Source organism: Pseudomonas bananamidigenes, from assembly GCF_001679645.1.
Classification (GTDB): Bacteria; Pseudomonadota; Gammaproteobacteria; order Pseudomonadales; family Pseudomonadaceae; genus Aquipseudomonas; species Aquipseudomonas bananamidigenes.
On the sequence record NZ_LRUN01000046.1, the window covers coordinates 1 to 16113 of the forward strand.

Consider the following 16113-nt stretch of genomic DNA (forward strand, 5'->3'; position numbering starts at 1 on the left):
TTCGTCTCAACCGAGGCGCGCATTCTACAGCAGCCTCATTTACTGTCAAGTGATTATTTTCAGAAGTTTTTAAAATTTCTTCAATCAAATCAACCACTTGCGCTAGCTGCAACATCAAGATGCTCGCTAGCGGGAGGCGAATAATACAGGATTGAAACAGGTGGTCAACCCCTTTCCTGAAAATTCGTTTCCCAAGCACTGATCTGCCTAATTCGGCTCTTTGGACGAGCGTGAGTCCGCCGTTTGGACGCAAGCACTCCAGCTACTGAGATTGCCTGACGATATCGATCGAAATTTCCCTTGCTGCCACCGTTCCGCGGTTCTCGAGCCAATGTGTGGTGTTCCGGTCCTCCGGCCAACCCACTCCCGGTCCGTAGTCCGTAGCGACGCCATCTCGATGATCCGTGATCGTTCCCTGCAATATATAGACGACACCCGGCCTGTCTTTGTGATTGTGGACAGGCCCGAAAACGCCTCCTGGCTCGATGGTCACCATCCGCATACGGAGCAGACGCCCCGCCATTCCCTCGATTTCCGGCCCAAGGTCAATCGTTGCAAGCATTTCCACTGCAACACCTTTCGTCTCTGGAGCCATCTGCTCTTGGTTGATCATGTTGCTCACCTGCCATGCGGGACCTGACTAGCAGTAAACACCCGAAACGGCACAAGCTGCCATCAGTCGACGAGAGGGCGGTTATTCAAGCAGTTGCTGATCCCTCGGCTTCGGATATGAGCACGTCACAGAGGGCAGATAAAAAACGGGGCCGTTCCATTCTCAAAAAATGGAACGGCCCCGATTTCCATATAGACTCTGCCCGACCTCAAGCGCGCTTCGGCAGCTTCCAGTTGGGACGAATGAAGTGGCAGGTGTAGCCATTCGGAATCCGCTCAAGATAGTCCTGATGCTCGGGCTCGGCTTCCCAGAACGGTCCCGCCGGTTCAATTTCGGTGACCACCCGCCCCGGCCACAGACGCGAGGCGTCAACGTCGCCGGCAGTGTCTTCGGCAATGTCACGCTGCTGCTCGTTCAGATAATAGATAGCCGAACGGTAACTGGGGCCCAGGTCATTGCCCTGACGGTTGGGCGTGGTCGGGTCATGAATCTGGAAGAAGAACTCAAGGACCTGCCGATAGCTGATTACCGCCGGGTCGAAAATGATCTCGATGGCTTCAGCGTGGTTGCCATGATTGCGGTAGGTGGCATTCGGTACATCGCCTCCGCTGTAACCGACACGGGTTTTCAGCACCCCGGGATAGCGTCGCAGCAGGTCCTGCATGCCCCAGAAGCAGCCGCCGGCGAGGATGGCAGTTTCGGTTTGACTGGTCATGATTTGTCCTTCCCTTCGGGATATTGGAGGTGGTCACTGTTATAAGGGCGCACTGGCCAATTCCAAGGCTGGCTTACAGATTGACCTCATGCAAACGCGGCCTCGATGAACGCCTCCAGCGCTTGTGCCTCCAGAATCTCGATGGAGAAATGCCCGAAGCGCTTGGGCAGCCAGATGATGCGTGTCCCGGACGGTGATTGCAGGTTGGTGCGTTCCAGTGGCTGGCCGTTTTCATCTTCGGGCTGCACGCCGGCGAGTACCAGTTCGTCGTAGGCTTTTTCGATGTCCGGTGTCGAGTAGCAATGACGGTAGATCATCCCCTCCCCCGACGAATCCAGCAGTTGTTTGAGATTCCCCGCCAACGGCTGGACCAGCATGAAGCGCTCCTGACCGATCAGCGCAATCGCGTAGCGAACGTGCAGGCCGCCTCGCTCCCAGATCAGGATTCGGGAAATTCTGGCCTGTAGAACCTGCGCATAGTAAGCGCAAGCCTCTTCAAGGTCGTTGACCAGTACATCGACGTGACTGAACTTAAGATCCATTGCAATGCTCCTTGCGGCAGACGCCCATCTTAAAAACAAAAAAGCACCCGAAGGTGCTTTTTTATTGCCGTTTTCAGCGCTACGAAGTCTTCACGCCGACCCGGGCCGCGTGCAGTTTCTTGTAGCTGTCGATCAGTCGCAGGTGGCGGTCGAGGCCTTCGAGCTTCATGCTGGTCGGCGTCAAACCGTAGAAGCGTACGCTGCCGTCCACCGAGCCGATCGCCGCATCCATCCGCTCGTTACCGAACATGCGGCGGAAGTTGGCTTCGTAGTCGGCCAGTTCCAGATCTTCGTCCAGTTGCATCTCCAGCACCCCGTTGACGGCCTGATAGAACAGCCCCCGCTCGACGGTGTTGTCGTTGTACTGCAGGAACATCTCCACCGCCTCTTTAGCCTCCTCGATCTGTCCCAGGGCGAGCCAGATCAGCAGTTTCAGTTCCAGAATCGTCAGTTGCCCCCACACGGTGTTGTCGTCGAACTCGATGCCGATCAGTGTGGTGATGTCGGTGTAGTCGTCCAGTTCGCTTTCCACCAGGCGCTCGACCAGCGACTGGAGTTCTTCTTCATTCAAGCGATGCAGGTTGAGAATGTCTTCACGGAAGAACAGCGCCTTGTTGGTGTTGTCCCAGATCAGGTCGTCCACCGGGTAGATTTCCGAGTAGTCCGGCACCAGGATGCGGCAAGCGGTGGCGCCGATGTGCTCGTACACCGCCATGTACACTTCCTTGCCCATGCCCTTGAGGATGCCGAACAGGGTTTCGGCCTCCTCGGCATTGGAGTTTTCTCCCTGAGCGGTAAAGTCCCACTCCACAAATTCGTATTCCGCCTGAGCGCTGAAGAAGCGCCACGACACCACGCCGCTGGAGTCGATGAAGTGCTCGACGAAGTTGTTCGGTTCGGTGACCGCGTGACCTTCGAAGGTCGGCTGCGGCAGATCGTTAAGGCCTTCGAAGCTGCGGCCCTGCAGCAGTTCGGTCAGGCTGCGCTCCAGCGCCACTTCGAAGCTCGGGTGTGCGCCGAACGAGGCGAACACACCGCCGGTGCGCGGGTTCATCAGCGTGACGCACATGACCGGGAATTCGCCGCCCAACGACGCATCCTTCACCAGCACCGGGAAGCCCTGGGCTTCCAGGCCTTGAATGCCGGCCATGATCGCCGGGTACTTGGCCAATACTTCCTGCGGCACGTCCGGCAACGCGAATTCGCCTTCGATGATTTCGCGTTTCACCGCACGTTCGAAGATTTCCGACAGGCACTGCACCTGGGCTTCGGCCAGGGTATTGCCGGCGCTCATGCCGTTGCTCAGATACAGGTTCTCGATGAGGTTCGACGGGAAGTACACCACTTCGCCGTCCGACTGACGCACGAATGGCAGCGAAACGATGCCGCGTTCTTCATTGCCCGAGTTGGTGTCGATCAGATGCGAGCCGCGCAACTCGCCGTCGCGGTTGTAAATCTTCAGGCAGTACGGGTCGAGGATTTCGGTTGGCAGCTCATCATTGCGGCCCGGTTTGAACCAGCGCTCGTCCGGGTAGTGCACGAACGGCGCATCGGCCAGATCCAGCCCCCAGAACTGATCGTTGTAGAAGAAGTTGCAGTTCAGGCGCTCGATGAACTCGCCCAGCGCCGAAGCCAATGCGCTTTCCTTGGTCGAGCCCTTGCCGTTGGTGAAGCACATCGGCGAGTGCGCATCGCGAATGTGCAGCGACCAGACGTTCGGCACAATGTTGCGCCACGAGGCGATTTCAATCTTCATGCCGAGGTCGGCGAGGATGCCCGACATGTTGGCGATGGTCTGCTCCAGTGGCAGATCCTTGCCCGGAATGCAGGTGCTCGTGCCAGAATTGGCGCCCGGCATCAACAGTGCCTGTGCGTCGGCGTCGAGGTTTTCCACTTCTTCGATCACGAACTCGGGACCGGCCTGGACGACTTTCTTTACCGTGCAACGGTCGATGGAACGCAGGATGCCCTGGCGGTCCTTGTCGGAGATGTCTGCCGGCAGCTCGACCTGAATCTTGAAGATCTGGTTGTAGCGATTCTCCGGGTCAACGATGTTGTTCTGCGACAGGCGGATGTTATCGGTCGGGATGTTGCGGGTTTCGCAATACAGCTTCACGAAGTAAGCCGCACACAGCGCCGACGAGGCCAGGAAGTAGTCGAACGGACCCGGCGCCGAACCATCGCCCTTGTAGCGGATCGGTTGGTCGGCCACCACCGTGAAGTCATCGAACTTGGCTTCAAGTCGAAGGTTGTCGAGAAAGTTGACCTTGATTTCCATGGGGGACTACCAGAATAGCGAGCTGAACAGAATGGCCGCCATTATCCGGTTTTTCAGCGGGAAGTCTTGTGCTTTGGCGTTTTGGCCGCCGACCGGAGCGCCGCTCAAGTCGAGTCGTTGCGCTGTGCCATTTCGGCGACGATGGCGTCGATCACGCAGCGAGCCGTCGGCGACCGGCTTCGGTTGGGCAGGCTGACGACACCGATTTCGGAATGCAATCCAGGTCGATCCACGACCTGCAGTTCGATCAGTTTGCCAATGCGCAGGTCTTCAGCCACGGCGCCGTGAATCACGCCGAGGATCGTATCCGTCGAACAGGCCACCGTCCTGAGCAAAGCCACGTCGTCACACTCCAGCGCCAGAGGCAATGCCTGGCGAGCGGAGATACCGAGGGTACGTGCCGTTTCGTCCTTCACCACGGTCGGCAGGCGCGTCGTTGCGATGCCGTAGACTTCCAGATCTCTCATCGTCACCAGGCGTCCGGCCAATGGATGTTTCGGCCTGACGAAAAAGCCCGCCGAAGCCTGACCCAGCGACTGAATTTGCAGATCGGATTCGGCGGAGAAATTGCGAATGTCCGCGACGAAGAATTCAATCGCTTCGTCCCGCAACCGGGCTTCAAGAATCTGCCAGTTGTTGACCTCTACCCGCAGCGTGACGGCCGGGTGCTCCCGACGCAACCTGGGCACCACCTGATGCATCAACATCGCCGCCGGAAACGGCCCGACGCCGAATGCAAGGTTGCCGAGCCGGCCATCGCCGTACAGCGCCAGGTCCCGTTCCAGAGAACGGGCATCGAACAACAGCCGTCGGGCCCGCTCGATCAGAAACTCCCCTGCCGGCGTCGGGCGCACGTCGCCGCTGTCCCGGTCGAACAGGCGTTGGCCGGTTTCGCTTTCAAGTGCCTGGATGCTGCGGCTCAGTGCCGGCTGGCTCAGGTGCACGCGTTCGGCGGCGCGGCCGAAATGGCGTTCATCGGCAAGGGCCAGCAGGTGTGTCAGTCGTTTAAGGTCCATGTCGCCGATGCTAGCCACGCATTGCCCGGATGTAAACAATGCATTGGATACATCGCTCCTGCCTCCCTACTCTCTGAAGAATCGATCCTCGGAGAACAACAAGAATGAGACCGACCTTTCACACACTGATCGCTCTGACGCTGGTTTCCCTCGCCGGTTGTGACAAACCGTCCAGCGTTGCCAATAGCCAAGCGACGCCTGCGACTGCGGCGGTGATAGAAGCCTCGATCAAAGGCCTGAACCTCAACGACGCTCGTGACATGGAAGACGCCCGGCGCGGTCTGATCGCCCGCCCGACCGGCCAGATCCTCGGTTCCGACGGCTCTGTGCTGATCGATTTCGATGCGTTCAGATTCGTCGAAGGCAAGGCCCCCGCCACCGTCAATCCGAGCCTGTGGCGCCACGCGATGCTCAACGCGCAGATCGGGCTGTTCAAGGTCACTGATGGCATTTATCAGTTGCGCGGTTTTGACATCGCCAACATGACACTGATCGAGGGGAAGAACGGATGGATCGTCGTCGACCCGCTGACCTCGAAAGAAACCGCCGCCGCTGCCCTGGCCTTTGCCCGCGCGCAACTGGGCGACAAACCCGTGACTGCCATCATCTTTACCCATGACCATGCCGACCACTTCGGCGGCGTACTGGGCATTACCTCGGTCGCGGAAGTCGCCGAGCGCAAGATTCCCGTGGTGGCCCCTGTCGGGTTCATGGAGGAAGCCACCAGCGAAAACGTGCTGGCGGGACCTGCCATGTCGCGCCGTTCGATGTATCAGTTCGGCAAGAATCTGAGGCCGGGCGCCACCGGCATGGTGGATACCGGGCTGGGCAAAAACGTCGCCTACGGCAGCATCGGCATTCTGGCGCCGACGCAGATCATCGATCAGCCGGCGCAGGAACTGGTGCTCGACGGCGTGACCTTTGTATTCCACAACATTCCAGGCGCGGAGGCCCCGGCCGAACTGACCTTCACGATCCCTGAGCGCAAGGCTTATGGCGGCGCAGAACTGCTGGCGCAGACCATGCACAATCTGTTGCCGATCCGTGGCGCCAAGGTTCGTGACGCATTGCGCTGGTCCGACTACGCGCAGATCGCCCTCGATGAACTGGGCGACACCGAAGTCTATTTCGGCCAGCACAACTGGCCGGTCTGGGGCAACGAGCGCATCCGCGAATTCATCACCAAGCACCGCGACGTCTACAAATACATGCACGACCAGACCGTGCGCCTGATGAACGCCGGCTACACGCCCGGCGAGATCGCCGAGAAGATCCAGTTGCCCGATTCACTGGCCTCGTACTTCGGCACCCGCGGCTATTACGGCGACGTGCGACACAACGTCAAGGCGATCTACCAGATGTACCTCGGCGCCTACGATGGCAACCCGGCGCATCTGAATCCGCTGCCCCCCAGGGAGTCCGCCAGACGCTACGTCGAGTTGATGGGCGGCAACGCCAAAGTGCTCGAAGCCGCACGCGTGGCCTATGACAAAGGTGAATACCGCTGGGTGGCCGAGCTGCTGGATCAAGCCGTCCTCGACCAGCCCGACGACAAGGCCGCCAAGGAACTGCTGGCCAGGACCTACGAACAGCTGGGCTATCAGTCGGAGTCAGCCACTTGGCGCAACAGCTACCTGACCGCCGCCCAGGAGTTGCGCAACGGCCCGCCGGACAAAGGCGTGCGCCGCTCGGACCTGATCGAGCTGATGAAGCAGACACCCACCGAACGCTTCCTCGAAGCCATGGCCGCCAGCCTCGACGGGCCGGCGGCGGACGGCAAGAACTGGACCTTCAATCTGCAACTGACCGACACGCAGGAATCGTTCGTGCTGTGGATCGAGAACGCCGTGCTGCACTATCGCCGGGGTGCGCCGGCCACCAATGCCAACGCCACGCTGAGCGTCACCAAGGATCTTTTCGTGCAATTGCTGGGCGGTACGGCGGGGTTCAAGGATGCCCTCACCTCCAAAGACCTGAAGGTCGATGGCAGCACGGTGGATCTGGTGCGGTTCCTTGGATTGCTGGAGAAAGCACCGGGCAACTTTGCAATCGTCGCTCAGGCGCGCGATTGATTCGTGAAGGGGCGTTCGGCTGTAATGCCTGAAGAGGTCAACCCTGAGCAAGTCCGGCTAGGTATCGGTACGCCGCTTTCGACGATTCTAGGGCCGACCGTTACTCCAGGAGCTCCACTGCGTGCCCGACACACCCATGCAATCTGCCTACGAGAAGCGTTTCACCGTCGTACTCGCCTACATCGACGCCAATCTTGAGGGCGACCTGTCGGTGAAAGCGCTGAGCCAGGTGGCAAACTTCTCCGAGTTCCACTTTCACCGGCAGTTCACGGGATACGTCGGCGTGCCCGTCTCGCGCTATGTGCAATTGATGCGCCTGCGCCGGGCCGCGCACCGTCTGACCACCCTGCCCGGCCATTCGGTGATGGACGCGGCGTTCGATGCCGGCTTTGAAAGCCCCGAAGCATTTTCCAGGGCATTCAAGCGCGACTTCGGCATCTCGCCGGGGGCATTTCGCAAGGCTCCGGACTGGAGCGTCTGGCACACGGTCTTCGCCATTCCTCACTTTTCAAGGAGCATCGCCATGCAGGTACGAATCGTCGATTTCCCCGGAGTCCGGGTCGCGGCACTCGATCACCGTGGGCCTCCGGGCCTTGTCAATCAAAGCGTGCAACGCTTCATCCAGTGGCGCCAGCAGAGCGGGCAGTCACCGGTGGCCTCAAGTCGCACATTCGCAATCCCTTACGGCAACCCCGATACGACGCCGCCGGAAGACTTTCATTTTGCGATCTGCGGCGAAATTCGCGAAGCCGTGGCACCGAATGAGTTCAACGTAGGTGAGCTCGGTATTCCTGCGGGGCGTTGCGCCGTGGTGCGTCATGTGGGCCCCACCGATCACATCGGCGAAAGCATCTACCCGGTCTACCGCGACTGGCTGCCCGCCAGCGGCGAAGAACTGCGCGATCACCCGCTGTTTTTCGAGTACTTGAGCATCAGTCCCGAGATCCCGCAGGAGCAGTGGCAAACGGATATTTACGTGCCGCTGCGCTAACCATCGCGTGCCCCTCAGGCTCAGCTAAGTTTCACTGGATACCTTCTCTCCTGCGCACATTCAGCGCTGCTCAGGAGAGGCCATCCACCCATGAAACCCGCCATAGCCGACTGGCTCAACAAAGTGCCCGAAGTGACGTTGTCCTTCTGGGTGATCAAGATCCTGTCCACGACCGTGGGTGAAACCGGTGCCGACTTTCTGGCCGTCGACGCCGGATTCGGCGCCGGCCCCACCAGCCTGGGCATGGCTGCGCTGCTGGCCATTGCGCTGTTCCGCCAGATGCGCACCAAGGCCTACACCCCCTGGATCTACTGGCTGACGGTGGTGCTGGTGAGCATCGTCGGCACGCAAATCACCGACATCCTGACCGACATGCTGGAGGTCAGCCTCTACACCAGCACGGTGGTATTCTCCGTGTTGCTGGTGGTGAATTTTCTGATCTGGTTCCGGACCGAACGCAGCCTGTCGATTCGCGAAATCGTCACCCCTCGCCGGGAGCTGTTCTATTGGGCCACGGTGCTCTGCACCTTTGCCCTCGGCACCGCCGCCGGCGACCTGGCCACTGAAGCACTGGGCCTGGGCTTCACCGTCGGCGCAGTGATCTTCGGCGCTTTGATCGCGGCCACCCTGATCGCCTGGCGTCTGGGTGCCAACACCGTGCTGACCTTCTGGATCGCCTACATCCTGACCCGCCCCTTCGGTGCCTCTCTCGGTGACCTGCTGACCCAGGCCAAGACCTACGGCGGACTCGGCATGGGCGCGACCTGGACCAGCGCGATCTTCCTGTGCGTCATTGTCCTGCTGGTGGCCGTCGCGCAGATCAACGTCGGCAATCGCAAAGCCATCACTCAATAAACCTTCAGACTTTCATCAAGGAATCATCATGCGCCAGATTCAAACCATCATTCGTCACGTCGCCATTGTCTCGTCCATCTGCCTGCTGAGCATTGCTGCCGGCTGCTCGAAGCCGGCGGACAAACCGGCTGCAAACGCCGCTGCAGGAGCCGTCAGCACGCAAGGCCAGGCCGCCTCCAAACTGGGTGATCTGTCCGAGTTCCGCAACATCGCGGCCGACGTAGCTGCCCTGGTCGATAAAAACGATCTGTCGGACGCCAAGGCCCGGATCAAGGATCTGGAAACCGCCTGGGACTCCGCCGAAGCCGGAATCAAACCCCGTGCCGCCGGCGACTGGCACATGCTGGACAAGGCCATCGACCGCTCGCTCGACACCTTGCGCGCCAGCGCCCCGCAGCAGAAAGACTGCAAGGCGCGGATGGACGAGTTGCTCAAAGCCTTTGACTCGCTGAAGGGCAACGCCTGATCCGGGCCCCGGACAAACCCTTGCACAGATGCTTCAATACAAGCGCGACGGCCCTGCCCGTCGCGCTATTTTTCTGGGGAGCGGGTGATGCGGATATTACTGGTGGAAGACGATCCGATGATCGGCGATGCCATCCAGGGCGCGCTGAACGACGCCAGCTACGCCACCGACTGGGTGAAAAACGGCCTCACCGCACTGGCCACGCTCGACACTCAGCACTACGACCTGGTGCTGCTGGACCTCGGCTTGCCCGGCAAGGACGGGCTGGACGTGCTCGACAGCATTCGCACTCGCAACAACCCGGTGCCGCTGCTGATCATCACCGCCCGTGACGGCCTCGAAGATCGCCTGCGCGGCCTCGACGGCGGTGCTGACGATTACCTGCTCAAGCCCTTCGACATGGCCGAACTCCTGGCGCGGATGCGCGCAGTGCTGCGACGCAAGGGCGGGACGGCATTGTCCTTGCTCGACAACGGCGTGGTGTCCCTCGATCTGCTTTCCAAACAAGCCTCGACCGCGGACAAACCGGACGTGCAGTTGTCCAGCCGCGAATTCGCCCTGTTGCAAGCCCTGCTGATCCGGCCCGGGGCGATCCTCTCGCGCAGTGAACTGGAAGACCGGCTCTATGGCTGGGGCAATGAAGTGGAAAGCAACGCGGTGGAGTTTCTGATTCACGCCCTGCGACGCAAACTCGGCAGTCACGTCATCAAGAACGTCAGGGGAATGGGATGGATGGTTTCAAAAGGCGCCTGAGGGATTCGGTGCAACTGCGGCTGTCGGTCACCCTGTCGCTGGCCATTCTGGTCGTTGCGCTGCTGGCCGCTGCATTTGTGTTTGTTTCCGCGCTGGACGAGGCCCACGAAATGCAGGACGAGACTTTGCGCCAGGTCGCAGCACTTTACGACCGCCAGCAAATGACCCTGCACTACCCCACCGCTGAGGCTGCGGGCGACGACAACGAAGAATCCCGAGTCATCGTGCAATACCTCGCCGACGGCACCAAAGCGCTCGGCAACAACGACGCCTCGCTGCCACTGCCCTTCCCCACGAATCTGTCCGATGGACTGTCGACCTTGAAAGTGACCGGCGAAGACTTCCGGGTGCTGGTCAGAACCACCGCCCGTGGCGAACGCATCGTCGTCGCCCAGGAAACCGGCGTGCGCGACAAGGAGGCCCGCGAAAGTGCCTGGCGCAGTCTGTTGCCGTTTCTGATCCTGTTTCCGGTGCTGTTGCTGGTGGTGGGCGACCTGGTACGCAAGATGTTCCGCCCCATCGCCACGCTTTCGGCCGACATCGATCATCGGGACCCACAGAACCTGCACCCGGTCGATGAAAGCCATCTGCCCAGCGAGATCCGACCGTTTGTTGTGGCCATCAACCGCTTGCTCGGTCGCGTCGCCCAGTCCGTAGACAACCAGCGGCGTTTCGTCGCCGACGCGGCCCATGAACTGCGCTCGCCGATGACCGCCCTGTCCCTGCAGGCCGAACGGCTGGCCGCCACCGATATGCCCTCATCGGCCCGCGAGCGCTTGTTGCCGTTGCGCCGGGGTATCGAGCGCAGCAGGAATCTGATCGATCAACTGCTGACGCTGGCTGCCGCGCAGTCGAATACGCAGGCAGCACCGACAACCGTTTCAGTCCTGCGCATCTACCGACAGGTTCTGGAAGACCTGTTGCCATTGGCTGAACGCAAGGACATCGATATCGGTGTCGAAAGCGGCGAAGACGTACAAGTCTGCATCAACGAAACCGACCTGCTGATCCTGATCCGCAACCTGGTGGACAACGCGATTCGCTATACCCCGCCCGGCGGGCGTATCGACCTTTCAGTCACCCGCGAGCAAACGGCGGTGATCCTGCAAGTCAGCGATACCGGGCCCGGAATTCCGCTGGATGAACAGGCGCGTGTATTCGACCCGTTCTATCGCAGTCTGGGCACTGATGAATCGGGGTCGGGTCTGGGCCTGTCCATCGTCAGAGCGATTGCCGACCGTTCGGGAGCCAGCATTCGGTTGGGATTTTCTGACGAGGTCAGACAGAGCGGACTGTGTGTCCGGATTTTGCTCGTCAGCGTTTGAGCCAAAGTGGTCAGCTCCATTGCGAACAGAATCAGGCAAGTAATCCACAGAAATGCACTATCAGACGACAAACGCAGAGCGGGAAGATGACTCTCCGACAGATCCATCGAGTACGCTCCCATGCTTGTACAAGCCTACGGTGCCCACGCGGGCGACAACCCCCTTGAGCCCATCCAGATCAATCGCCGCGCCCCTGCGGCCCACGACGTCCAGATCGACATCGCCTTCTGCGGCATCTGCCATTCCGACTTGCACCAGGTGCGATCGGAGTGGGCCGGCACGCAATTCCCTTGCGTACCGGGACACGAAATCGTCGGCCGCGTTTCGGCGGTCGGCGCTCACGTTTCCGCTTACAAGGTCGGCGATCTGGTGGGTGTCGGTTGCATCGTCGACAGCTGCAAACACTGCGAGGACTGCGAAACCGGTCTGGAAAACTACTGCGACGGCATGATCGGCACCTATAACTTCCCGACCCCGGACGCCCCCGGCTGGACCCTCGGTGGCTACTCGCAAAACATCGTGGTGCATGAACGTTACGTGCTGCGCATCCGCCACCCAGAAGCACAACTGGCCGCCGTCGCACCGCTGTTGTGTGCCGGCATCACCACGTACTCGCCGCTGCGTCACTGGAACGCCGGGCCGGGCAAGAAGATCGGTGTAGTGGGCATCGGTGGTCTGGGCCACATGGGCATCAAACTGGCTCATGCGATGGGCGCGCACGTAGTGGCGTTCACCACGTCGGAGTCCAAGCGCGAAGCGGCGAAAGACCTGGGGGCCGATGAGGTCGTGGTCTCGCGCAATCCCGAAGAGATGGCCGCGCACACCAGGAGCTTCGACTTCATTCTCAACACCGTCGCCGCCCCGCACGATCTCGATGCGTTCCTGGTGCTGCTCAAGCGTGACGGCGCCCTGACGCTGGTCGGCGCCCCCGCCTCGCCGCACCCGTCACCGAACGTATTCAACCTGATCATGAAGCGTCGCACCATCGCCGGCTCCATGATCGGCGGCATTCCCGAGACCCAGGAGATGCTGGATTTCTGCGCCGAACACGGCATCGTGTCCGACATCGAATTGATTCGCGCGGATCAGATCAACGCGTCCTACGAGCGCATGCTCAAGGGCGACGTGAAATATCGATTTGTGATCGATAACGCGACACTGGCGGGCTGACCGGCACATGCGGAGAAAGGCGTTGCGCACGCGAACGCTTTTCTCCACACCGCCGACAACGGCTGCAACATTCACTCTCTGCCCTTCCGCTCATTGATCTTTCCTTCCACACCCAGTAAAAAACCCTCTCCCTTTCCATCCTTGCAAGGAGCGGTGGATGCTCGAGCTATCCACGGAACGGCTTGACCTGCGCACGATGGCCGAATCCGACTGGCCGTTGTTCCTTCGACTGCACAGCGAACCACAAACCATGCAGTACGTCTTCGGCGAAATTGCCGAGGAACAGGTACGCAAGGGGTTTGAGCATCGGCTCCCGGCCTGGAATCCGCAGTCGGAGCACTGGCTGTGCCTGGTGGTCACCGACCGAGCCAGCGGTCACGAACTGGGCGTGACCGGTTTTCGCATTATGTCGCCAGGTCATGCCGAAGTCGGATGCCTGCTGTTGCCTGAACATCAGGGCAAGGGGTTCGGCACCGAGTCGCGCAAGGCGATCATCGACTACGCCGCCGCCATCGGGCTGAACTCGCTGGAATCGACCGTGACCGACGGCAATATCGCCTCCTGCAAGGTATTGGAGAAGTGCGGCTTTGTGTTCGCACGTCGTGAGCCGCAGGCCTACCGGATCGGTGATCGGTGGTACGACGATCTGATCTATCACTATCAAATACGCTGAACCTTGCGCTCAACGACTCGCCAGGGAGGCCTTTCGTCATGAACCCCTATCAATGTCTTCCCCCCCCGCGCCTTCTGGCGTACCGCCGTGGCCGACAGGTCCGCGCCGGACATCGGTGAGCTGTGGACGCCGCAGTTCGAGATCGGCAACAAGGACGCCATCGTCACCGCCGGTTCCTGTTTCGCCCAGCACATCGGTCGCGCACTGGTGGAGCGCGGCATGAACTGGCTGGACGCGGAGCCCGCCCCGGACGCACTGCCCGAGGCTGACTGGAAGGCCCGCAACTATGGGGTGTTTTCCTTCCGCACCGGCAATCTGTACACCCCGGCGATGCTCTGCCAATGGCTTGAATGGGCACTGGGCGTCAGCGCACCGCCCGATGAAACCTGGGCTCATGACGGGCGTTTTTTCGACCCGTTCCGCCCCGCCGTGGAGCCCGACGGATTCGCCAGCGAACAGGCACTGTCCGAATCGCGGGAAATCACCCTTGACGCCATCCGCGAAGGGCTGCGCCGGGCCAGGGTTTTTGTCTTCACCCTGGGTCTGACCGAAGCCTGGCAACATCGGCAGACCGGTCTGGTATATCCCGTGTGTCCCGGCACCGTGCGTGGCACTTTCGATCCGCTGCTCCACCGATTCTGCAATTTCGGTTTCATGGACACCTATGGCGACATGGTCCGGGCAGTGGAATTGATGCGCTCGATCAACCCGCAACTGCGCCTGCTGTTCACCGTTTCGCCGGTGCCCCTGACGGCAACCGCCACCGGGGAGCATGTACTGAGCGCCACGACCTATTCCAAATCGGTGCTGCGCGCCGTTGCCGGGCAATTGTGTGAAGAACTGCCCGACGTCGACTATTTCCCGTCCTACGAAATCATTACCGGCACCCCGTTCAAAGGCGCGTTTTACCAACCCAACCAGCGGGAGGTCACGCCAGACGGCGTGGCGTTCGTGATGCAGCAATTTTTTGCCGGACTTGAAGCCGTCCAGTCGGTGCAGGCGCCGAGCACCTCCACCAGTGTGTCCAGCGAGGATCTTGTCTGTGAAGACGCCGTACTCGATTACTACGCCTAGGTTTCTGCTGCTGGGTGACTCCCATGCCGGTGTCATCGGCAAGGCAGCGCGGGCCCGTGAACTGTCTTTCGGTGGCGGACCTTTGGGAACCGGTCGGGATTTTGCGATCGATTTCTTCAGCCTGACCCGGCATGACGTGGTGTTTCGCGATGCCGAGATGGATCGGCTGTATCGCCAGGCCCTCGACACGCTCCAAGCGCCGCAACTGGCGAAGGTCGGCGTGCCGCTGGTGAGCACCATCGGTCTGAGCCTGCACTATCTGGCCACCGCCGCGAACTGGACCTGTTACCAGAATGCGCAGGGTGAGTTCGATGAAGGGTTTCTCGCCGGGCCGTTGTTCGAAACTGTCATCGACACCTTGTCCCGCCCCGCCCTGGCCTTCCATGAACAGGCCTTGGCGCTGAAGCTCAAGGTCTTCGCCGTGCTGCCGCCGCAACGGGTGCCCGAACTGTCCGACCCGCGTGTGTTCATGGCTGCGCAATCGCTGTTGATCGAACGCCTGCAAGGGCTTGGCGTCGAGCTGATCGATGTGCGCGAGGCGGCGAACGATGAGCAGGGTTTTCAGCGTGAAGCGTTCTGCGAAGTGGATGACCCGCTGCACGGCAATCTCGCGTTCGGTGACTTGATCGTCGAGCAACTGATCCGTCGCGGCGTCTAGAAAAAGAGGGAGCAAATTGCTCCCTCTGATGTTTTCAGGCCTTGGGCTGCGTTCCGAGAATCGTCACCCGCTCGCCATAACGTGAGTGCGGGAAGTAATCCCACACCGCATGGTGCTGGGTGCAGCGGTTATCCCAGAACACCAACGTGTTCGGCGCCCAGCGAACGCGGCAACTGAGTACCGGCTCCCGTGCCACCAGGTCGAACAGCATGTTCAACAGCACCTGACTTTCGCCCCCGGACAACTGCACGATGTGCGACGTGAACCCGGAATTGACGAACAGGGATTTGCGCCCGGTTTCCGGGTGACGCACCACCACCGGGTGTTCAGTCCTGGGCAGATTGGCCGGCGCCTCATAACCCTTCCACGGAATCGCACCGTCGTGAATCGCAGTCAGTTCGCCGAGGAACTGCTGCATCGCCGGCGAGAGCATTTCGATCGCCAGGTGCATGTTGGCGAACAGCGTGTCGCCGCCGGTACCGATGGCCGGGGTCTCCTTGACGTACAGCATCGACCCCATGGACGGCGCCAGGTCCGCCGTGCCGTCGGTATGCCAGGTTTCCCCGGCGACGTAGCGCGATTGCGCATTGGCGCGGATCACCACCAGCTCCGGATCATCGCCGTCGATATCCTCCAACGGCAACGCCCGCAGCTCGCCGAACAACCGGCCAAACGCCTTGTGTTCCTCAACCGTCAGATGCTGATCGCGGAACACCAGCACATGGTTTTCCAGAAAGGCCCGGCGGATCTCCGCGAGCCGTTCGTCATCCAGCGGTTGCGAAAGGTCAACGCCACCGATTTCGGCACCGATGATCGGTGTGATCCGGTCGACCGTAATGCGCTGATACGGTGCGCGCTTTTCTGCAGCGATGCGCTCGATTGCCTTGAGTGCCAACTGATCCATGTTCCCTC

Annotated in this window: 16 protein-coding genes; 10 read left to right on the forward strand and 6 right to left on the reverse strand. The window is 60.6% G+C overall.

Features of this window, described 5'->3' with window-relative positions; translation table 11 throughout:
* Nucleotides 1–262 precede the first annotated feature (262 nt).
* The 5 genes from BBF94_RS16480 to BBF94_RS16500 all read right to left on the reverse strand — a co-directional run bounded on the left by BBF94_RS16480 (nt 263) and on the right by BBF94_RS16500 (nt 5164).
* On the reverse strand, nt 263–610 hold the full coding sequence (locus BBF94_RS16480; protein ID WP_065260105.1) for a cupin domain-containing protein: 348 nt from the start codon (nt 608–610) through the stop codon (nt 263–265).
* Between the two features lie 211 nt (nt 611–821).
* The gene (gene msrA, locus BBF94_RS16485; RefSeq protein WP_065260048.1) at nt 822–1328 is read right to left on the reverse strand and encodes a peptide-methionine (S)-S-oxide reductase MsrA; all 507 of its coding nucleotides are present in this window, start codon (nt 1326–1328) and stop codon (nt 822–824) included.
* Between the two features lie 86 nt (nt 1329–1414).
* Nucleotides 1415–1870 carry a VOC family protein gene (locus BBF94_RS16490; RefSeq protein WP_065260049.1) on the reverse strand — a complete coding sequence of 152 codons (456 nt, stop codon included), beginning with the start codon at nt 1868–1870 and terminating at the stop codon, nt 1415–1417.
* Between the two features lie 79 nt (nt 1871–1949).
* Nucleotides 1950–4148, reverse strand: a complete 2199-nt coding sequence (locus BBF94_RS16495) for an OsmC domain/YcaO domain-containing protein (RefSeq protein ID WP_065260050.1) — start codon at nt 4146–4148, stop codon at nt 1950–1952.
* A gap of 104 nt (nt 4149–4252) precedes the next feature.
* On the reverse strand, nt 4253–5164 hold the full coding sequence (locus BBF94_RS16500; protein WP_065260051.1) for a LysR family transcriptional regulator: 912 nt from the start codon (nt 5162–5164) through the stop codon (nt 4253–4255).
* Between the two features lie 104 nt (nt 5165–5268).
* Between BBF94_RS16500 and BBF94_RS16505 the strand changes: the two genes are divergently transcribed.
* The 10 genes from BBF94_RS16505 to BBF94_RS16550 all read left to right on the forward strand — a co-directional run bounded on the left by BBF94_RS16505 (nt 5269) and on the right by BBF94_RS16550 (nt 15201).
* Entirely contained in the window at nt 5269–7236 is a 1968-nt protein-coding gene (locus BBF94_RS16505) for an alkyl/aryl-sulfatase (protein WP_065260052.1), read from the forward strand.
* Nucleotides 7237–7372: 136 nt separating this feature from the next.
* Entirely contained in the window at nt 7373–8227 is an 855-nt protein-coding gene (locus BBF94_RS16510; RefSeq protein WP_065260053.1) for an AraC family transcriptional regulator, read from the forward strand.
* Between the two features lie 90 nt (nt 8228–8317).
* On the forward strand, nt 8318–9082 hold the full coding sequence (locus BBF94_RS16515) for a COG4705 family protein (RefSeq protein ID WP_065260054.1): 765 nt from the start codon (nt 8318–8320) through the stop codon (nt 9080–9082).
* 28 nt (nt 9083–9110) lie between these two features.
* Nucleotides 9111–9548 carry a hypothetical protein gene (locus BBF94_RS16520; protein ID WP_065260055.1) on the forward strand — a complete coding sequence of 146 codons (438 nt, stop codon included), beginning with the start codon at nt 9111–9113 and terminating at the stop codon, nt 9546–9548.
* Between the two features lie 87 nt (nt 9549–9635).
* Nucleotides 9636–10301, forward strand: a complete 666-nt coding sequence (locus BBF94_RS16525; protein ID WP_065260056.1) for a response regulator — start codon at nt 9636–9638, stop codon at nt 10299–10301.
* Nucleotides 10277–11626 carry an ATP-binding protein gene (locus BBF94_RS16530; protein ID WP_065260057.1) on the forward strand — a complete coding sequence of 450 codons (1350 nt, stop codon included), beginning with the start codon at nt 10277–10279 and terminating at the stop codon, nt 11624–11626. Before BBF94_RS16525 ends, BBF94_RS16530 begins: the two co-directional genes overlap by 25 nt.
* Nucleotides 11627–11746: 120 nt before the next feature.
* Nucleotides 11747–12796: an NAD(P)-dependent alcohol dehydrogenase gene (locus BBF94_RS16535; RefSeq protein ID WP_065260058.1), complete on the forward strand. Its 1050-nt coding sequence runs from the start codon at nt 11747–11749 to the stop codon at nt 12794–12796.
* 157 nt (nt 12797–12953) lie between these two features.
* A complete protein-coding gene (locus tag BBF94_RS16540; protein WP_065260059.1) occupies nt 12954–13469 on the forward strand; it encodes a GNAT family N-acetyltransferase in 516 nt (171 codons plus the stop codon).
* Between the two features lie 87 nt (nt 13470–13556).
* Nucleotides 13557–14543 (forward strand): GSCFA domain-containing protein, encoded by a 987-nt coding sequence (locus BBF94_RS16545; protein ID WP_225875068.1) that lies wholly within the window; start codon nt 13557–13559, stop codon nt 14541–14543.
* Entirely contained in the window at nt 14512–15201 is a 690-nt protein-coding gene (locus BBF94_RS16550; protein WP_065260061.1) for a hypothetical protein, read from the forward strand. Before BBF94_RS16545 ends, BBF94_RS16550 begins: the two co-directional genes overlap by 32 nt.
* Before the next feature lie 34 nt (nt 15202–15235).
* Here BBF94_RS16550 and BBF94_RS16555 read toward each other — a convergent pair whose 3' ends face one another.
* Nucleotides 15236–16105 (reverse strand): TauD/TfdA dioxygenase family protein, encoded by an 870-nt coding sequence (locus tag BBF94_RS16555; RefSeq protein WP_065260062.1) that lies wholly within the window; start codon nt 16103–16105, stop codon nt 15236–15238.
* Nucleotides 16106–16113 lie beyond the last annotated feature (8 nt).